The sequence below is a fragment of the uncultured Maribacter sp. genome (assembly GCF_963975365.1).
Classification (GTDB): Bacteria; Bacteroidota; Bacteroidia; order Flavobacteriales; family Flavobacteriaceae; genus Maribacter.
Genome location: NZ_CAXBGF010000002.1, coordinates 241,183 through 259,533, shown reverse-complemented (window position 1 = coordinate 259,533; position 18,351 = coordinate 241,183). Strand labels below are relative to the sequence as shown.

General features: G+C 33.7%; 21 protein-coding genes. 16 read left to right on the top strand and 5 right to left on the bottom strand.

Features of this window, described 5'->3' with window-relative positions:
- The first annotated feature begins 130 nt into the window (after positions 1-130).
- A complete protein-coding gene (locus AACZ49_RS04225) occupies positions 131-541 on the top strand; it encodes a DUF4293 domain-containing protein (protein ID WP_339652000.1) in 411 nt (136 codons plus the stop codon).
- A gap of 147 nt (positions 542-688) precedes the next feature.
- On the opposite strand, the gene AACZ49_RS04220 is transcribed toward AACZ49_RS04225, so the two are convergent.
- Positions 689-1,183, bottom strand: coding sequence for a metallophosphoesterase family protein (locus AACZ49_RS04220; RefSeq protein ID WP_339651998.1), 495 nt, complete (start codon positions 1,181-1,183; stop codon positions 689-691).
- Between the two features lie 155 nt (positions 1,184-1,338).
- Between AACZ49_RS04220 and truA the strand changes: the two genes are divergently transcribed.
- Both truA and AACZ49_RS04210 read left to right on the top strand, forming a co-directional pair.
- Positions 1,339-2,088, top strand: coding sequence for a tRNA pseudouridine(38-40) synthase TruA (gene truA / locus AACZ49_RS04215; protein ID WP_339651997.1), 750 nt, complete (start codon positions 1,339-1,341; stop codon positions 2,086-2,088).
- On the top strand, positions 2,081-3,847 hold the full coding sequence (locus AACZ49_RS04210; RefSeq protein WP_339651994.1) for an ABC transporter ATP-binding protein: 1,767 nt from the start codon (positions 2,081-2,083) through the stop codon (positions 3,845-3,847). The genes truA and AACZ49_RS04210 overlap by 8 nt, the downstream gene beginning before the upstream one ends.
- A gap of 3 nt (positions 3,848-3,850) precedes the next feature.
- On the opposite strand, the gene AACZ49_RS04205 is transcribed toward AACZ49_RS04210, so the two are convergent.
- Together AACZ49_RS04205 and folP are read right to left on the bottom strand one after the other, a co-directional pair.
- Entirely contained in the window at positions 3,851-4,636 is a 786-nt protein-coding gene (locus tag AACZ49_RS04205; protein WP_339651992.1) for a diadenylate cyclase, read from the bottom strand.
- A gap of 54 nt (positions 4,637-4,690) precedes the next feature.
- Positions 4,691-5,515, bottom strand: coding sequence for a dihydropteroate synthase (folP, locus tag AACZ49_RS04200; protein ID WP_339651990.1), 825 nt, complete (start codon positions 5,513-5,515; stop codon positions 4,691-4,693).
- A 93-nt stretch (positions 5,516-5,608) separates the two neighbouring features.
- On the opposite strand from folP, the gene AACZ49_RS04195 reads away from it, so the two are divergent.
- From AACZ49_RS04195 to AACZ49_RS04175, 5 genes are read left to right on the top strand one after another with little or no spacing between them, the layout of a single operon-like run.
- On the top strand, positions 5,609-6,163 hold the full coding sequence (locus AACZ49_RS04195; protein WP_339651987.1) for a DUF1599 domain-containing protein: 555 nt from the start codon (positions 5,609-5,611) through the stop codon (positions 6,161-6,163).
- Positions 6,164-6,165: 2 nt separating this feature from the next.
- Positions 6,166-7,263: a BT_3928 family protein gene (locus AACZ49_RS04190; RefSeq protein ID WP_339652197.1), complete on the top strand. Its 1,098-nt coding sequence runs from the start codon at positions 6,166-6,168 to the stop codon at positions 7,261-7,263.
- A 36-nt stretch (positions 7,264-7,299) separates the two neighbouring features.
- On the top strand, positions 7,300-8,049 hold the full coding sequence (gene tpiA / locus AACZ49_RS04185; RefSeq protein WP_339651985.1) for a triose-phosphate isomerase: 750 nt from the start codon (positions 7,300-7,302) through the stop codon (positions 8,047-8,049).
- 22 nt (positions 8,050-8,071) lie between these two features.
- Entirely contained in the window at positions 8,072-8,908 is an 837-nt protein-coding gene (prmA, locus tag AACZ49_RS04180; RefSeq protein WP_339651982.1) for a 50S ribosomal protein L11 methyltransferase, read from the top strand.
- Positions 8,909-8,928: 20 nt separating this feature from the next.
- Entirely contained in the window at positions 8,929-9,204 is a 276-nt protein-coding gene (locus tag AACZ49_RS04175; RefSeq protein ID WP_091622406.1) for an ATP-dependent Clp protease adaptor ClpS, read from the top strand.
- Positions 9,205-9,366: 162 nt separating this feature from the next.
- Here AACZ49_RS04175 and AACZ49_RS04170 read toward each other — a convergent pair whose 3' ends face one another.
- Positions 9,367-9,588, bottom strand: a complete 222-nt coding sequence (locus tag AACZ49_RS04170; protein WP_339651979.1) for a hypothetical protein — start codon at positions 9,586-9,588, stop codon at positions 9,367-9,369.
- A 470-nt stretch (positions 9,589-10,058) separates the two neighbouring features.
- Here AACZ49_RS04170 and AACZ49_RS04165 point away from each other — a divergent pair, with 470 nt between their 5' ends.
- The 7 genes from AACZ49_RS04165 to AACZ49_RS04135 are packed head-to-tail and all read left to right on the top strand — an operon-like array spanning position 10,059 to position 17,681.
- The gene (locus AACZ49_RS04165; protein WP_339651977.1) at positions 10,059-10,355 is read left to right on the top strand and encodes an SDR family oxidoreductase; all 297 of its coding nucleotides are present in this window, start codon (positions 10,059-10,061) and stop codon (positions 10,353-10,355) included.
- A 35-nt stretch (positions 10,356-10,390) separates the two neighbouring features.
- Positions 10,391-11,794 carry a glucuronate isomerase gene (gene uxaC, locus AACZ49_RS04160; protein ID WP_339652194.1) on the top strand — a complete coding sequence of 468 codons (1,404 nt, stop codon included), beginning with the start codon at positions 10,391-10,393 and terminating at the stop codon, positions 11,792-11,794.
- Between the two features lie 53 nt (positions 11,795-11,847).
- Positions 11,848-12,825: a TRAP transporter substrate-binding protein gene (locus tag AACZ49_RS04155; protein ID WP_339651974.1), complete on the top strand. Its 978-nt coding sequence runs from the start codon at positions 11,848-11,850 to the stop codon at positions 12,823-12,825.
- A 5-nt stretch (positions 12,826-12,830) separates the two neighbouring features.
- A complete protein-coding gene (locus AACZ49_RS04150; RefSeq protein WP_339651972.1) occupies positions 12,831-13,289 on the top strand; it encodes a TRAP transporter small permease in 459 nt (152 codons plus the stop codon).
- On the top strand, positions 13,289-14,584 hold the full coding sequence (locus AACZ49_RS04145) for a TRAP transporter large permease (protein ID WP_339652191.1): 1,296 nt from the start codon (positions 13,289-13,291) through the stop codon (positions 14,582-14,584). The genes AACZ49_RS04150 and AACZ49_RS04145 overlap by 1 nt, the downstream gene beginning before the upstream one ends.
- Before the next feature lie 27 nt (positions 14,585-14,611).
- On the top strand, positions 14,612-16,048 hold the full coding sequence (locus AACZ49_RS04140; RefSeq protein ID WP_339651969.1) for a tagaturonate reductase: 1,437 nt from the start codon (positions 14,612-14,614) through the stop codon (positions 16,046-16,048).
- 16 nt (positions 16,049-16,064) lie between these two features.
- On the top strand, positions 16,065-17,681 hold the full coding sequence (locus AACZ49_RS04135; protein ID WP_339651967.1) for an altronate dehydratase family protein: 1,617 nt from the start codon (positions 16,065-16,067) through the stop codon (positions 17,679-17,681).
- Positions 17,682-17,746: 65 nt separating this feature from the next.
- Here AACZ49_RS04135 and AACZ49_RS04130 read toward each other — a convergent pair whose 3' ends face one another.
- On the bottom strand, positions 17,747-17,926 hold the full coding sequence (locus AACZ49_RS04130; RefSeq protein ID WP_339652188.1) for a substrate-binding domain-containing protein: 180 nt from the start codon (positions 17,924-17,926) through the stop codon (positions 17,747-17,749).
- Positions 17,927-17,960: 34 nt separating this feature from the next.
- Here AACZ49_RS04130 and AACZ49_RS04125 point away from each other — a divergent pair, with 34 nt between their 5' ends.
- A complete protein-coding gene (locus AACZ49_RS04125; RefSeq protein ID WP_339652185.1) occupies positions 17,961-18,317 on the top strand; it encodes a hypothetical protein in 357 nt (118 codons plus the stop codon).
- The last annotated feature ends 34 nt before the right edge of the window (positions 18,318-18,351 follow it).

The following is an 18,351-nucleotide window of genomic DNA, read 5'->3' as shown; positions in this document are numbered from 1 at the left end:
CAAGGAATGTTTTCCTTATTGGTAGGCGTTATAACATGATAACGAAGCAATATTACAAATTATTTTGAATAAAAGAGTTATAATTTTTGAAAAGACCTGTATTTTTGTGCTATAAAGTGATGATAAATTTATGATTCAAAGGATACAGAGCTTTTATTTACTAATCGTTGCCATTCTTGCGAGCGTATTACCGTTCTTCTTCAATCTATGGATAAACATAGATGGTATTGAGGTTTTTGCGGATAATGAAATGCTTATTTCCATTGTATTTTACATAATTACTGTATTGGCTATTTGGTCAATAGTACAATTTAAAAATAGAAAAACTCAGTTTGTAATTAACAGGCTGAACATGATATTAAATTTTTTTTTACTTGGATTTTTCGTTTATCGATCACTAAACTTATCCGGAGAGATTTCGGTTTCTGAGAAGGGTATTGGGATGCTGATTCCAGTATTTTCTATCATTTTTTTAGTCCTTGCAAATAGGGCGATAAAAAAGGATGAAGATCTTGTAAAATCTGTTGATCGCTTGCGTTAAACCTAACATCTTAGTAGTATTAGTGCGTTAAACCCGGGGTAGTTTCCGGGTTTTTTTGTTTTAGGAAGTTTTCATTGCTTTGACAGTATAGAGACAAACTATCGACTAAATTATTTAATTGGTTGAAAAGCTTAAATGATACAGGTGCTATCGCTTGCCCAATTCTACAACCACTAAATCTTTAATATCCTCCCCGTCTATTACAAAACGTAGCATTGTACGTACTTGGTGAAAACCGTGTTTGCCACAGGCACCTGGGTTCATATGTAGGACGCCTAATTTTTTATCCATCATAACTTTAAGAATATGTGAGTGTCCGCATATGAATAGCTTTGGCGGATTTTCTTTTATCATATCTCGTGTTCTAATATTGTATTTAGGAGGGTAGCCACCAATATGCGTTATCCAAATATCAACACCTTCGCAGAAAAATCTATTATTTTCTGGAAATTCTTTTTGAATTATATGGTCGTCAATATTACCATGTACACCTTTTAAGGGCTTCAGCTTTTTAATGGCATCCGTAACCTCTAAAGAACCTATGTCGCCAGCATGCCAAACTTCATCGGCCCATCCAACATGCTTTAATATGGCATCGTCAATATGAGAATGTGTATCGGAAAGCAATAGAATTTTAGTCATACTAGGGATTTAATTTAAATGTGGAAATAATCTATAAAAACTATTTTTCATTTATCCTAGGTCAATTATAATTATTACGAATTAACAATTAATAATGAATTTTAAAACGGATTCCTTTTTAATACCTTTACAGAATACAAAACTAGTACATCCCTTTGAGATTCTTTATTCAATTTTCATACTTCGGTAAGGCTTATCATGGTTGGCAAAATCAGCCAAATGCTATAACGGTGCAAGAGGTGTTGGAAAATGCTTTGTCTAAACTCTTGAATAATCCTATTTCATTAATGGGAGCGGGCCGTACCGATACTGGAGTACATGCCAAAGAAATGTATGCTCATTTTGATTTTGAGCAATTAACAAGAATTCCAGAATTACTATTTAGGCTAAATTCTTATCTACCTAATGATATAGCGGTACAGCGAATTTTCGAAGTAATAGACGATGCACACGCACGTTTCAATGCCTCTGCTCGTACATATGAATACCATATTTCAAAAACTAAAGATCCATTTGTAATGGATTTGGCTCATTTTATATGGAAGGATTTAGACTTAGTTGAAATGAATACTGCTGCAGGATTTTTAATCGGTAAAAAAGATTTTGAGTGTTTTTCTAAATCGAATACAGATGTGTTTACCAACATTTGTGATATACGCGAAGCAAAATGGAATGTAGAAAATGATAAGATTATTTTTACGATTACAGCAGATAGATTTTTAAGAAACATGGTAAGGGCTATTGTAGGGACACTATTAAATGTTGGTGTTGGTAAATATTCCGCTGACTATGTTAATACCATATTAAAAAGTAAGGATAGGGCAATGGCGGGAGCATCTGTTCCTGCAAAAGGATTATATTTGACCTCTATTGTTTACCCCAATACTATTTTAAAGAATGGATAAGGATTCTGGCAAAGCATTTGACACTCGTCTTTTTAAACGCTTAATGGCCTATACTAAACCGTACAAGCTTACTTTTTATGGGGTAGCGCTCGCAGCTATATTATTGTCTGGTTTTGCCATTCTAACGCCTCTTATTGTTAAGAGAATCATTGACGATGCCATTAAGCAAAGTAATGAAGAGATGTTGTTATATCTAACTATTGCTATGTTAGTTGTATTGATAGGGCAAGTGGTAAGTCAATTGGCCTTTAATTATTATGCTAACTGGTTGGGTGAGTCTGTTATAAAGGATATACGTATCGATTTATTTAAAAAAATGCTCAGTTTCAAAATGAAGTATTTTGATAATTCTTCATTGGGGGTATTGGTAACTAGAGCAGTTGCAGATATGCAACGTATTGGAGAAATTTTTAGTCAGGGCTTTTTTGTAATTGTAGCAGATTTGTTAAAAATGTTAGTTGCTGCGGTAGTAATGCTCTTTATCAATTGGAAACTTTCATTAATTGTTTTCTCATTATTACCGATAATTATTTATGCAACCAGATTATTTCAGAAGGCAATGAAGATTGCCTTTACCGAAGTTAGGGCAGAGGTGTCCAATTTGAATTCCTTTGTTCAAGAGCGTATTACTGGTATGAAAATAGTGCAACTTTTTACACGTGAAAAAATTGAGAGCGATAAGTTTAGGGTGATTAATGAAAAGCATAAAAATGCGTGGTTGAAAACAGTGTGGTATAATTCTATTTTCTTTCCCATTGCAGAAATTGTCTCATCGATAACTGTTGGTTTGATTGTTTGGTATGGAGGATTGCAAAACGTAGCTAATATTACTACGGATATCGCAGGCACCATCTTCGCATTTATTATGTTGATCGACTTATTGTTTAGACCACTTCGTCAAATCGCAGATAAATTTAATACGCTACAAATGGGCATGGTGGCTGCAAATCGGGTTTTTAAAATATTAGACACAGATAGTCATATACAGAATGTCGGTTCTTATGAGCAAGAAATAATTAAAGGTGATATTAAGTTTGACAATGTTCGTTTTGGATATTTAGAGGAAGAGGAAGTACTGCATGGTATATCTTTTGAGGTGAAAGCTGGCGAAACGGTTGCTATAGTTGGTTCTACTGGTGCGGGTAAGAGTACCATAATTAATTTATTGAATCGTTTTTACGAAATAAATTCAGGAGAGATAACTATTGATGGTGTTGATATTAAGGAATACAAATTAGCATCTTTACGTTCTCATATAGCTGTTGTTTTACAAGATGTTTTTTTATTTGCTGATACAATTGCAAATAATATTTCATTGAAAAGTACTTCTATTAGCGTTGATGATATTGAGAATGCCGCTAAAGCCATTGGTGTTGACGAATTCATATCTAGTCTTCCTGGTGGGTATGAGTATAATGTAAAAGAACGAGGCACAATGCTTTCAAGTGGTCAGCGTCAATTGATAGCCTTTCTAAGGGCATATGTTAGTAACCCAAGCATCTTAATTTTGGATGAGGCTACTTCATCCATAGATACGTATTCAGAACAATTGATTCAATTAGCTACCGACAAGATAACACAGGGTAGAACTTCAATCGTTATTGCGCACCGATTGGCAACCATTAAAAAAGCGGATAAGATAATAGTGATGGATGCTGGTAAAATAGTAGAATCTGGCACTCACAAACAACTACTAAAGAAAGGTGGATACTATAGTAATCTATATGAAGCACAATTCTTAGCTGAGGAGGTTGCTTAACTTTTAAATAAGATCTTGCTTAATCATATTGCCTAATTGTGTGATGGAATCATACAAAATGAATTCTCCATTTTTTATATAGGAAATTAAACCCGTCTCTTCACTTACAACAATACTTAATGCATCAGTTTTTTCGCTGATTCCTACTGCTGCTCTATGTCGTAGGCCAAAACGAAGAGGGATATTTCGCTCGTTAGATACAGGTAATATAACTCTAGTGGCGACTATATAGTTTCCTACTATAACGGCAGCCCCATCATGTAGCGTGCTATTTTTGTAAAATATACTTTCAAGTATAGGCTGGTTAATTTCAATATTCATTCGATCTCCGGTAGACTTAATAAAATCTAAAGAATTATTCCGTTCTATAACCAAAATGGCACCTGTCTTGGTGCTGGCCATTTTTTCACAAGCTTTAAGAATCGAATCTACATCGGTGTCGGTTGAAAGGCCTTCTTGCTTTAAAAATTTGAAGTGTTTTATAAAGTTTCTTTTATTGGCGAAATTAGTTGAACCTATCATCAATAGAAATTTTCGAATTTCTTGTTGAAAAACAATGATTAGCGCGATTAATCCTACTTGCATAAATGCACCAACCATACTACTGATCATTTGCATGTCTAGGAGTTCGGTCAGTTTCCAAAAGGCCCAAATAATTACTATTCCGATAAATATATTGATAGCAACCGATCCACGAACCAGCTTGTATATATAGTATAGGAGTACGGCAACAAAAATGATGTCTAATACATCGGTAATTCTAAAGTCAATAAAATTTAAAAAATCCAATCAGTACCGTTTTAGTAAAAATAAGAAAATTGATTACAAGAATTGAGTATAAACTTAGGCATTTAATTGATCATGTAATTTTACGCATTCCATGGCCTCTTTTACATCATGAACTCTTAATATTTTAGTGCCTTTTTGTAGGCAGACCATGTGTAATGCCGTTGTACCATTTAAAGCTTTATCTACAGAGGTATCTAAGGTTTTATAAATCATAGATTTTCTACTAATGCCTACTAATAAAGGGTGCTCAATGAAACTCATCATTTCTAATTGTCTTAAGAGTTCGAAGTTCTGGTTTGCATTCTTGGCAAAACCAAAACCGGGGTCTATTATAATATCTTTAATCCCTAGTGATTTGGCTAATGAAAGTCTTTCAGAAAAAAATAAAAGAATTTCTTTGAATATATCATCATAGTCTGTTTTTTGCTGCATATTTTGTGGAGTCCCTCTCATATGCATCATAATATATGGTACATTCAGACTTGCAACTGTGCTTAACATTTGTTGGTCTTGTAAACCAGCAGAAATATCATTAATAATTGCTGCACCTAGTTGTACACATTCTTTTGCAACGCTACTTCTAAAAGTGTCTATGGATAAAATAACGTTGGGAAATTCTTTCAGAATCAATTTTATAATTGGGATTATTCGATTTAATTCTGTGTTTTCATCTACTTCATGGGCACATGGTCTTGTACTGTATGCCCCAACATCAATAAACGTGGCTCCTTCGTTAATCATTTTTCCGACTTGATTTAAAATACTTGTCTCGTCCTTGTACTTTCCACCGTCAAAAAATGAATCTGGAGTAACATTTAAAATGCCCATTATCTTGGGCTGGTCCAGTGATATAAGTTTACCGTTGCAATTTATGGTCATTATCAAGAATTTGTGGCATTATTCAAGTTTAAACCATCAATCTTGATGGTTACGTTTTTTTAAGCGAAATTTACACAAATTAGATAGAATTACATGCTAGATACGGCAAAGGAATACGATGAGGTAATTCAGGTTTGTATGAATCTGTACCAAAAAAAAATGACAGATTATGGTAGTGCATGGCGAATATTAAGGTTACCGTCATTAACCGACCAAATATTTATTAAAGCGCAACGTATACGTAGTCTTCAAGAAAATGAAGTCCGTAAGGTTGATGAAGACGAACGTTCAGAGTTTATAGGTATCATAAATTATTCTGTTATGGCGTTGATTCAACTAGAACTTGGCGTTGCTGAACAACCTGATTTAAATATCGAAAAAGCAGTAGATATATATGCCAAGCATATTAAGATTACCAAAGAACTTATGCTGAACAAAAACCATGATTATGGTGAAGCATGGCGCGATATGAGAGTTAGTTCGCTTACTGATTTAATTCTACAAAAATTACTGCGTGTAAAACAAATTGAAGATAATAAAGGTAAAACTTTGGTTAGTGAAGGTATAGATGCCAACTATCAAGACATAATTAATTATGCCGTGTTTGCACTGATACATTTGGGTTCCGAATCAAAAGAAATAGATTGATGATGAAATATATAGTAGGAGTTGTAAGAATATTTGTTGGGATACTTTTTGTTATTAGCGGTTTTATTAAACTGAATGACCCCGTTGGTTTTTCTTTTAAATTAGAGGAGTATTTTAGTCAAGGGGTTTTAGATCTGCCATTCTTAACGTCTTATGCTTTGGCAATTTCCATTTTGGTGGTGGTTGTAGAGGTTATGGTAGGGGTAATGCTTATTCTTGGATATAAGCGTAAGATAACAATTTGGACATTGCTTGCTATGATTGTGTTCTTCACATTTCTAACCTTTTATTCTGCATATTTTAATAAAGTTACCGATTGTGGTTGTTTTGGGGATGCTATTAAATTAACCCCTTGGGAATCTTTTACTAAAGATGTGGTTCTTTTAATTTTAATTCTTATACTATATGCTGGTAGAAAGTATATTACTCCATTAGTAAAACCACAGATAGTTAAAGCTGCCTTAATGGTTTCACTATTAGCCTGTATAGGATATGTATATTATGTTCTTAACCATTTGCCAGTTATTGATTTTAGGCCTTATGAAATTGGGAAAAATATAGGGGAAGGAATGAGTTTTCCAGAAAATGCTCCTAAAGCCATATTTGAATATAAATGGAAATTTAATGTTAATGGCAATGAGGAAATTCACATAACCAATGGAGATTACCCTGCTGTAGATGGTGAATTTGTCGAAGTTGAAACAAGTGAGATACAAGCAGGGTACGAGCCACCGGTACATGACTTTACCATTGAGCAAGAAGGAGAAGATTTTGCTAGTTCTTTATTGCAAGAACCAAAGTTGGTAATGGTTATTGCATATGATTTAAGAAAGGCTGATCTTGATGTTTTTCATGAAGTTAGAAGTGTTACCGATAAAGCATTGAAAAAGGGTTATAAGGTAATTGGTATGTCTGCATCTGGTCCTGATCAAACTACTATGTTAAAGAAGGAAAACGGATTAGGGTTTGATTTTTATTTTACAGACGAAACGACTTTGAAGACTATTGTTCGTTCTAACCCAGGAGTATTAGTATTAGAAAAGGGTACAATAAAACAGAAAGTACATTACAACGATTTAGAGAATTTGAAATTTGACTAAAATTGTAAATAAAAAATAATTAGAAATAAAATTGAAATGAGAGCAAAAATAGTAGCAGGAAATTGGAAGATGAACAAGAATTTGGCAGAAACTGAAACACTTTTAGCGGAGTTATCGGCAAAATTGCCAGATACCACTGCAGAGGTAATGGTAGCGCCAACATATGTTAATTTAGCTAGCGCTGTTCGTGCATTGGATAATTCTAAAATAGAGGTAATCGCACAGAATATGCATTATGCTGAAAGTGGAGCTTTTACAGGTGAGATCTCTGCAGATATGCTTTTAAGTATTGGTGTAGATACGGTTATTATCGGACACTCGGAAAGAAGAGCGTATTTTGGTGAAGGTGACGAAATTCTTTCAAAAAAGGTAGTTGCTGCTTTGAAAAAGGGAATGAGAGTAATGTTCTGTTTCGGAGAAGAATTAGAAGATCGTAAATCTGGTAATCATTTTAAATTGGTCGAAGGTCAGTTGAAAAATGTTCTTTTTAATTTAGAACCAGCTGCTTGGTCTAAAATAGTATTGGCATACGAGCCAGTTTGGGCTATTGGCACAGGAGAAACTGCTTCACCGGAACAAGCTCAAGAAATGCATGCATTTATTCGTAAAACTATTGCAGATGCTTTTGATGCTACTATAGCCAACAACGTTACAATTTTATATGGTGGTAGTGTTAAGCCAAGTAATGCTGAAGAAATTTTTTCAAAACCAGATGTTGATGGTGGTTTAATTGGTGGTGCGGCTTTAGTTGCTGATGATTTTATTGCTATCGTTAAAGCGATTTAGTTAAAAAAATGAGCTTTAAAAAATGAGTAATAACATCTATATTGAATATCGTTTTACGGTAGAGCCTAAAGAACCGGCTTCAGATATTCTCATAGCAGAATTGGGCGAAGCCGGTTTTGAAAGTTTTGTTGAAGAGGAGGATGAAGTGTTAGCATACATTCAAAAAGCAGATTGGTCTGAAGATATATTAGAGAATCTTGAGATTCTGCAGAATCCTCGATATAAATTTATATATAATTATAAAGAAATTGAGCAAGAGAATTGGAACGCTACTTGGGAGCAAAATTTTAAGCCAATTATTGTAGATGATGTATGTATGATAAGAGCTCCTTTTCATGAGCCAATAGGTGTTGAATATGATATCATAATTGAGCCTAAAATGAGCTTTGGTACAGGACATCATGAAACTACTCATATGATGTTGCAGCATATTTTACAGTTAAATGTTAAAAATAAAACAGTATTGGATATGGGGAGTGGTACTGGCGTATTGGCAATTTTAACTGCGATGCGAGGAGCTACTGATGTTGATGCAATCGATATAGATAATTGGTGTTTTTTGAATGCACAGGAGAATGTGATTCGGAATAATATGGATTTTATTTCTGTATATGAGGGGGATGTGGCATTATTAAAAGATAGAAAATACGATATAATTATTGCAAACATCAATAGAAATATTCTATTAGAAGATTTACCTGCTTATGTAAAATCTTTGAATGAGAAGGGAATATTATTGTTAAGTGGTTTTTATATCGAAGACTTGGAAATAATAACTCAAAAATGTGTTGAATTAGAGTTAAAATTTGAAAAAAATCTTGAACGTAATAATTGGGTTGCCGCAAAATATGTAAATTAGATTGTATTAATTGGAATAGAATGAGCACAAGAGAAGAAATTTCCGAAGAACTACTTTTAGAGGAAGAGACGGTTCAGCAAAATGAAATCGTTCTTTTTAATGATGAGGTCAATACTTTCGACCATGTAATAAATACCTTAATGTCTGTATGTGAACATTCACCAGAACAGGCCGAACAATGTTCTTTAATTGTTCATTATAAAGGAAAATGCACGGTTAAGACTGGAGAGTATGAAGAGTTAAAACCGCAATGTTCTAAACTACTGCAAGCTGGTTTAAGTGCTGAAATTACTTAATAATATTATTGAAATAAGAAGAATTTTTAAAAGTAGATTTTGGTTTTAATTGCATAAAATAGAATTCACTATAATGCTTATAGTAGTAAAATGTAAAAAAGCCCCTTATTAAAAGGGGCTTTTTTATTTGATAAATCAAAAAAATAAATTAGATAAAACGATTTATACTAATGGAAGACCATTTAATCGTTTTTCAATCTTTTTCTTTTTTACGGTAACATCTTTCATTACATCCATTAAACTAGGATCCTTAGTTTTCTTGTATATTTCATTAATGCTCAAAATAAGAGCTTTTGCTTCTCTAGATGCTTCTACTCGGTCACTAGTAGACATATTACTCATTTTTCGACCTATAAATTCCTGAGCTTTTTCAAGTAACTCCATGTGCTGCTTTTTTTTCAAAGTTAACATAATATTCAAATTACGCAATTCTTTGTCAATTGTATGTAGTTATGAGGGTATTAGATAATAGTATTTATGAACAATTTAACTAAAAAGGTCTAAAAAGTGGTTAAGTGCTATATTCATGTTTAATAACTTCATTTAATGTGGATTTCATTATCAGAATTTAAATACTTATTCTTGTTATACAGGTTTTTTTAAATTTAAATGATGATAATTTGAAACGAGAATAATTGTTGAATTTTAATTTCTACTCAATTATCTTGATAGAAGAGAATTAGGTATTGTTAATGTTGGTGGAAAAGGTGAAATATCTGTTGATGGTATATCATGTGATTTAGGTGAAAAGGAAGCTTTCTTTGTAGGTAAAGATGTAAAAAACGTGATTTTTAAATCTATTTCTGGAGAACAACCTTTATTTTATCTAAATTCAACTCCAGCATATAAAAGCTTTGCAACAAAGAAAAGCTGGGCTTAAAATGCTGACACACAGTTTTGCTTCAGAATGGACGAAATGTACTATTCAATTAAATGGTATTGGCACAGGTTATTTTGATACTTCTCAAACAGAACCTATTCGTGTAGATGTTCATTCCTTTAATGATTTTATAATAAATATCACAGTATCGGTTAAATATGGTAAGCCTGAAGATTTAGCTGGTGCCACAATATTTCTGGCATTAGAAGCAAGCATTTTAATTAATGGACGAATTGTTTATGTAGATGTTGGTATATTGGTTGCTATTTGAAGACCATCAAATGAAATTTAATGAGTAAATCTATAATGACAAGTAAAACATTTATAAAGAATGACTTCCTTTTAGAGAATAAGTTTTCTCAAAGGCTATTCCATGATTATGCATCTCAAATGCCTATTATAGATTATCATTGTCATTTACCTCCTAATGAGATAGCGAATAATCGCACTTTCGAGAATCTTACAAAAATTTGGATTAATGGAGACCATTATAAATGGAGGGCAATGCGAACTTTTGGTATCGAAGAAAAGTTTATAACTGGTGATGCTTCAGATAAGGAGAAGTTTACTCAATGGGCGAAAACAGTACCTTATACACTAAGAAATCCTTTATATCATTGGACTCATTTAGAATTACAAAGATATTTTGATATTGATATTTTATTGAATTCAAATTCAGCCGACGAAATTTATGATGAGGCCACCGCTAAACTGCAAACAGTGGACTTTAGTTGTCAAAATCTGATAAAGAATATGAATGTAGAGGTTGTTTGCACGACCGAGGATCCAATCGATAGTTTGGATCATCATGTAAAAATTAAGAATAGTGATTTTAGCGTCAAGGTTAGCACCGCATTTAGGCCAGATAAGGCTATTATGATTTCAAGTGATTCTTTTCTTGATTATTTAGATAAATTATCAGAAGTGAGTAATGTAACTATTGATTCTTATAAATCTTTATGTGATGCGCTAAATGTAAGATTAGATTATTTTGAGGAAAATGGATGTACACTAGCTGACCATGGGTTAAGTTATGTTCCTTTTAAAACCTTTACCGATTCGGAAATTGAAATAATTTTTCAAAAAAGAAGAGCTAAAAAACAATTGTCGTTAGAGGAAGTTGAGAAATTTCAAACTTCCTTATTATTGTTTTTATGTGAGCAATATGAAAAACGAAATTGGATTCAACAATTTCATTTAGGAGCTTTACGAAATAATAATGCAAGAATGAACAGGATACTTGGGCCTGATACTGGCTGGGATTCGATCGGTGATTATTCTCAAGCATCAACGTTGTCAAGTTTTTTAAATATGTTAGATTCTAGAGATAAACTTGCCAAAACCATTTTATACAATCTAAATCCGGCAGATAATGAAATAATGGCCACCATGATAGGTAATTATAATGATGGTAAGATAAAAGGAAAAATGCAGTTTGGTTCTGGTTGGTGGTTTTTAGATCAAAAAGATGGTATGACCAAACAAATAAATGCACTTTCAAATATGGGCCTTATTAGTTGTTTCATAGGAATGTTGACTGATTCTAGAAGTTTTCTTTCTTATCCTAGGCATGAGTATTTTAGAAGGGTATTGTGCAACCTTTTCGGACAAGAAATGGAGCGAGGTGAATTGCCACAAGATTTTGAATTGGTGGGTAAGATCATTCAAGATATTTGTTACAATAACGCTAAAGAATATTTCAATTTTTAAATTTCACAAATATTTATTTCTATAGAATATTATGGTAGTACCAAACAAATAACATGAAAAGTAAATCAATTATATCCATTTTTATTTTAGCCTTAACGTTCTTAAGTTGCAAAATAGAAAATGAATCAAAAACATTGCGCTTAGGTCATGGTTTAGATATTAGTCATTCAGTTCATAAGGCCATGGTGAAAATGGGAGAGGATTTATTTGAACGTTCTGGTGGCAAACTTAAATTAGAAATATACCCCAGTCAGCAATTAGGTACCGAACGTGAATGTCTTGAGCTTTTGCAAATTGGCAGTTTAGATATGACTAAAGTTTCTGTAGGTGTTTTGGAGAATTTCGCTCCAAAAATGAAAGTGCTTGGTCTTCCTTTTTTGTTTCGAGATCGTCAACATTCATTTGATGTTCTTGATGGCCCTATTGGAAAAATGTTATTAAATGAAGGGGGGAAATATTGGTTAAAAGGATTAGGATATTACGATGCGGGTAGTCGCAGTTTTTACACGATGAATAAACCTATTGAAAAACCCACTGATTTAGAGGGTGAAAAAATACGGGTAATGGAGAGTGTAACAGCAGTAAATATGGTTAAGGCCTTAGGTGGCTCACCAACACCTATTTCATGGGGTGAATTATATACTTCTTTACAACAAGGTGTTGTTGACGGTGCTGAAAATAATCCGCCAAGTTTCTATTTATCTCGTCATTATGAAGTTTGTAAATACTACTCTTTAGATGAGCATACCGTACTGCCAGATGTATTATTGATTGGTACAAATGTATGGGAAAAACTTAATGAACAAGAACAAAACTGGTTAAACGAATCTGTTGAAAAATCAGTTGAATATCAACGTATACTTTGGGCAGAAGCGGAGGAAGAAGCACTGCGGGAAGTTCAAAAGGCGGGCGTTAAAATTTTTAGACCAGATAAATCGCTTTTTGCGGAAAAAGTACAGAGTATTTATGAAGGTTATAAAGATGATGTTGAAATTTATCCGCTTATTAAACAAATTCAAGAAATACATTAAGTATTATGCGAAGTAAAATAGACGCCTTATTAAGTAAAACATTGATGCTAATTATGTCAATGATGGTCATCAATGTTTTATGGCAAGTATTTACGAGATACGTAACAGGAAATCCTAGTTCATTTACCGATGAATTAGCTCGGTATTTAATGATATGGATAGGAGTTTTGGGAGCAGCATATGTTTCTGGCCGTAATCTACATGTTGCTATTGATATTTTACCCCTAAGACAGAATAAGAAAACTCAAAAAAATCTGAAGATTATAGTGACTATTCTAATTATTCTATTTGTCTTTTTTGCTTTCGTAATAGGTGGTTCTAGACTGGTATATATCTCATATGTACTGGGGCAACAATCACCTGCCTTACAATTGCCATTAGCGGTAGTCTATATTATTATTCCTATAAGTGGATTGTTAATTATGTATTATAAAGCATCTGACTTAATAAATTTAAAATCATGATGGAATATATTCCGATTTTTGTACTGATAATTAGTTTTATCTGCCTTTTAGCGATAGGAACACCAGTAGCTTGGAGTATTGCAATCTCATCGTTATTAACAATGTTGGTGAGTATACCAGCAATTCCTGCATTTACAACCGTATCTCAACGAATGGCTACAGGGCTCGATAGTTTTGCACTGCTGGCCATACCTTTCTTTGTGTTGTCGGGCGAACTAATGAATAAAGGTGGAATAGCACATCGACTCATTGCATTTGCAAAAACTCTCGTTGGTTCATTGCCTGGTGGTTTAGCCTTAATTAATGTTATTGCTGCTATGTTAATGGGAGCAATTGCTGGTTCAGCGATGGCATCGGCATCTGCTATGGGAAGTATTTTAGGACCGGAGATGGAAAAGGAAGGATATTCAAAAGAATTTGGTGCTGCTGTGAATATAACTTCAGCAACTACGGGTTTAATTATTCCTCCCAGTAACGTATTGATCGTTTATTCATTGGCCAGTGGTGGCGCCTCAATTGCGGCACTTTTTCTTGCAGGGTATATACCTGGCATCATGACCGGATTGTTCTTAATGATAGTAGCTTCATTTTGGGCAAAAAAGAAGAAGTATAAAGTAGGTAAGCGAAGTAGTTTAAGGCAAGTGGGTAAAGCTTTTAGTAATGCATTGCCAAGCCTCTTTATGTTGGTTGTGGTTATTGGCGGTATTGTTACGGGCATTTTTACAGCTACAGAGGCATCTGCTATAGCAGTGTTATATAGCTTAATATTAGGGTTTGTTTACAAAGAAATAACCCTTCCTAAGCTACCGCAAATATTATTAGATTCTTCAGCAACTACGGCAATTGTTATGCTATTAATCGGGTCATCTATGTGTATGTCTTGGGCCTTGTCTTATGAGAATATTCCCCAAGATATTAGTACAGGCCTTTTAAGCCTTAGTGATAATAAAATTGTCATACTTCTTATCATAAATTTATTGTTGTTGTTCGTAGGTATTTTTATGGATATGACACCTGCAGTACTCATCTTTACCCCTATATTTTTGCCTGTAGTTACTAAGTTGGGATTAGACCCGGTGCACTTTGGTATTATCATGGTATTGAACCTTTGTATCGGTCTTTGTACACCTCCTGTGGGTTCAGTATTATTTGTTGGGGTAGGTGTTGCTAAAACCACCATAGAAAAGGTTTTTAAGCCCTTACTGCCCTTGTTTGTTGTTATGATTGTTGCTCTATTCTTGGTAACCTACATTCCGCAATTAAGTTTATGGCTTCCTAGCTTATTTGGTTTATAAAATTTTTCATCGTTTTTTATAAAATTCATGCAGAAATTAAATAGAAAAAACATAGGCCTTTCTAATACATTACCCATTAAAATAATTCAGTTTGGAGAAGGTAATTTTTTACGTGCCTTTGTTGAATATGCATTTCAAACTTTGAATAATGAAGTTGGATTTAATGGCGGTATAGTAGTAGTGCAACCTATTGATAAAGGTATGGTATCCATATTGAATGATCAAGATGGATTATATACATTGTTTACAAAAGGTATAAGGAATGGAAAAGAGGTCGAAGAAAAAGAGTTAATTACCAATATTATTAAAGGTATTGATCCATACATTAATTATGAGGACTATTTGAATCTAGCTAAAGAAGAAGAATTGGAATTTATAGTTTCAAATACTACCGAAGCGGGTATATCATATATAGCCTCAGATACGTTAGAAATGACACCACCAAGTTCTTTTCCGGCGAAATTGACAAGACTTTTATTTGAACGTTTTACTCATTTTAACGGAGCAAAAGATAAAGGGTTGACCATAATTCCTTGTGAATTGATTAATTATAATTCAGATACCCTAAAACAGTTTATTTTAGATTATGTTTCATTATGGAATTTATCCAAAGATTTTAAGAATTGGGTGCTGAATTCATGTTCTTTCCATAATACATTGGTTGATAGAATTGTACCTGGTTACCCACGTGACCAAATTGAATATTATTATAAGCAATTAGAGTATCAGGATAATCTAATTGTAAGTGCTGAAACATTCTTTTTATGGGTGATTGAAGGTAATGATAAATTAAAAGAAAAATTACCATTTCATAAAACAGATTTAGCTGTTAAGATTGTAGATGATATGCAACCGTTTCGAACCAGAAAAGTTAGAATTTTGAACGGAGCACATACAGCAATGGTACCATTTTCTATACTCTACGGAAATGAAACGGTTAAAGAGACCATAGATGAAAGTTTTACAGGACCATTTATTAGGTCGTTGGTTTTTGATGAAATTATTCCAACCTTAGATATGGAAAAGAAGGAGTTGGAAATCTTTGCTGAAGCTGTTTTTGACCGATTCAGAAATCCATTTATAAAACATCAATTATCCAGTATCGCATTAAATTCCATCTCAAAATTCAAGGTTAGGGTTTTACCTAGTTTGCTAGAATATGTAAATCGAACAAACGATTTGCCGACACGAACAGTGTTTGCTTTTGCGTGTTTAATTCGGTTTTATAATGGTACTTATAACGGTAAAGAGTTACCTATTAATGATGGTAAGGAAATTGTGGCAGAAATGGCTGCCATTTGGAAATTAGATTCGATGGAAAAGATAGCATCACAAGTGTTAGGTAATACTGTGTATTGGGATGAAGATTTGAATAAGATTGAAGGGTTAACGGAAGCTATTGCAACATCCTTAAAAATGATTGAGGAGTACGGTATTAAAGAGGCTTTCTCAAAATTAAGTTAGTTTTTAAATAGAATCCATGCAGAAAAAGTTAATTAAAGTTCAGGCTGAAGATAATGTTGCAATTGCCTTAGTAGATTTGGTGCAGGGTGACTGTGTACAATATGAAGGTGAAGAAATTATTATCTTAAGCGATACTAAAGCAAAACATAAAATTGCATTTGTTGATTTGGATAGGGAGGATCAAATTTTCATGTATGGTGTTTTGGTGGGTAAGGCAATGTTGCCAATTAAAAAAGGAGATGTACTAACCACCGAAAATGTAAAACATCAAAGTAATTTGGTTACAAAAAGGACAGAGAGAGTTACATGGAAGGCACCAGATATCTCTAAGTGGAAAGACCGAACGTTTATGGGGTATCATAGATCAGATGGGCAAGTAGGGACACAAAATGTATGGTTGTTTTTTCCCTTGGTTTTTTGTGAAAATAGAAATATAGAGGTCCTCAAAGAAGTTTTTGAAAAAGAACTATCAATGGGTAAAGAGCGAAAGCAAAGACAATTATTACGTAATCTGATAAATGGGAAGGATGCTGATTATAATGATGGAAAAGCCGAAACCAGCAGTGAAGCTTTTGATAACGTTGACGTTAAATTTATAACCCATCAAGGTGGTTGTGGTGGCATTCGTCAAGATTCACAAACCCTAGCAAAACTTTTAGCAGGTTATGTTAAAAATCCTAATGTAGCAGGTGCTACTGTTTTAAGTTTAGGTTGTCAGAATTTGCAAATAGACCTTTTGAAAAATGCATTAAATGATATTGACCCAAATTTAAGTAAGCCTGTACTTATTTACGAGCAACAGCAGATGGGTACGGTCGATGAAATGTTGAATACCATTATTAAAGATTCATTTGCCGGGATAAAAGATGCTAATACAATTCAACGTAAACCAGCTTCTATTTCTAATTTGAAAATGGGATTGGAATGTGGAGGATCTGATGGTTTTTCTGGAATTTCTGCAAACCCCGCCTTAGGTTATGCTTCAGATATTCTAGCTGCAGTTGGTGGGTCACCAATTCTTTCTGAGTTTCCAGAACTTTGTGGGGTAGAGCAAGAGCTTGTTAATCGATGTGTAAACGATGATGATGCAGCTCGATTTATGCAACTTATGAAAGCTTATGAAGCTTCGGCCGAGGCTGCGGGTTCGGGTTTTGATATGAATCCATCCCCAGGGAATATTAAAGATGGTTTAATTACCGATGCTATGAAATCTGCAGGTGCTGCCAAAAAAGGCGGAACATCGCCAATTGAAGCTATTTTGGACTATGGTGAATATGTAACAAAACCTGGCTTGAACTTACTTTGCACCCCGGGTAATGATGTTGAAAGTACCACAGGTATGGTAGGGTCAGGAGCCAATGTGGTTGTATTTACAACAGGATTGGGCACACCTACTGGTAATCCTATTGCACCCGTTTTAAAAGTTTCTTCAAATACTATACTTGCTGAACGAATGCCAGATATTATTGATATTGATACTGGTGCTGTTATTCGTGGAGAAAAAACTATACAACAAATGGGTGAAGATATTTTGGAGTATGTTGTAATGGTAGCAAGTGGTGAAATAAAGTCAAAGGCAGATCGATTAGGTCAAGATGATTTTATCCCATGGAAGAGAGGAGTTTCTCTTTAAATTTTATAGAAAGACTTTCTTATGACCAATTTAGAAGGAAGTATAATTTTCTTCTGAATTTTGACCTATTGTTCGCTGTCCATTTGTTCTAAGAATACTTTTGCCGCCATTCGTCCCATTTCTACGGGTGATTGATCTACGGAATTGATTGATGGTTCCATGAACTGTGTGAACGGTTTATTACTAAAACCTACAACACAGAAATCATTTTGTATGTGAATGCATAATCCTTGTAAATATTTTATGGCTCCAAGTAGTCCGTTGTTTGTTTTCTGTTGAATAAAAAATTGCAGTTTCTGGTTTTCTATCGGTGGTGAGTTGACATTATTGTTAGGAACAACCGCAAATAAACTACTTTTTGAGAACGGTATTTGTAATTCAGAAATATTATCTCAAGTAAATGCAATAGCAGATTTAGATGTAACACTTTCATTTGTACATCTAGAAAGTAGAAAGGGCCATGATAGCAATGTTACTTCTGAAGCAACCGATTGTTTTGGGAATAGAAAAGCTGAAAATCCTGTTTTATGGAAAATGGGATCTTCACTAACCTATGTTTATGAAAAAATACCGCCAACTTTATTTAAGAATTGCTCCTGTGCTCGAATGTATGCAGAAAGGGAAGATTATATTTAAATTTTGTGGACAAATAGTATCTATTCATAAGTAA

Bases quoted from the DNA above. Each gene is read 5' to 3' on its own strand.
- AACZ49_RS04150 (WP_339651972.1), top strand. From the start codon at position 12,831: ATGCGAAGTAAAATAGACGCCTTATTAAGTAAAACATTGATGCTAATT.
- AACZ49_RS04175 (WP_091622406.1), top strand. From the start codon at position 8,929: ATGAGCACAAGAGAAGAAATTTCCGAAGAACTACTTTTAGAGGAAGAG.
- AACZ49_RS04145 (WP_339652191.1), top strand. From the start codon at position 13,289: ATGGAATATATTCCGATTTTTGTACTGATAATTAGTTTTATCTGCCTT.
- AACZ49_RS04140 (WP_339651969.1), top strand. From the start codon at position 14,612: ATGCAGAAATTAAATAGAAAAAACATAGGCCTTTCTAATACATTACCC.
- AACZ49_RS04220 (WP_339651998.1), bottom strand. From the start codon at position 1,183: ATGACTAAAATTCTATTGCTTTCCGATACACATTCTCATATTGACGAT.
- AACZ49_RS04155 (WP_339651974.1), top strand. From the start codon at position 11,848: ATGAAAAGTAAATCAATTATATCCATTTTTATTTTAGCCTTAACGTTC.
- folP (WP_339651990.1), bottom strand. From the start codon at position 5,515: ATGACCATAAATTGCAACGGTAAACTTATATCACTGGACCAGCCCAAG.
- prmA (WP_339651982.1), top strand. From the start codon at position 8,072: ATGAGTAATAACATCTATATTGAATATCGTTTTACGGTAGAGCCTAAA.
- AACZ49_RS04135 (WP_339651967.1), top strand. From the start codon at position 16,065: ATGCAGAAAAAGTTAATTAAAGTTCAGGCTGAAGATAATGTTGCAATT.
- AACZ49_RS04210 (WP_339651994.1), top strand. From the start codon at position 2,081: ATGGATAAGGATTCTGGCAAAGCATTTGACACTCGTCTTTTTAAACGC.
- uxaC (WP_339652194.1), top strand. From the start codon at position 10,391: ATGACAAGTAAAACATTTATAAAGAATGACTTCCTTTTAGAGAATAAG.
- AACZ49_RS04190 (WP_339652197.1), top strand. From the start codon at position 6,166: ATGAAATATATAGTAGGAGTTGTAAGAATATTTGTTGGGATACTTTTT.
- AACZ49_RS04225 (WP_339652000.1), top strand. From the start codon at position 131: ATGATTCAAAGGATACAGAGCTTTTATTTACTAATCGTTGCCATTCTT.
- tpiA (WP_339651985.1), top strand. From the start codon at position 7,300: ATGAGAGCAAAAATAGTAGCAGGAAATTGGAAGATGAACAAGAATTTG.
- AACZ49_RS04195 (WP_339651987.1), top strand. From the start codon at position 5,609: ATGCTAGATACGGCAAAGGAATACGATGAGGTAATTCAGGTTTGTATG.
- AACZ49_RS04170 (WP_339651979.1), bottom strand. From the start codon at position 9,588: ATGGAGTTACTTGAAAAAGCTCAGGAATTTATAGGTCGAAAAATGAGT.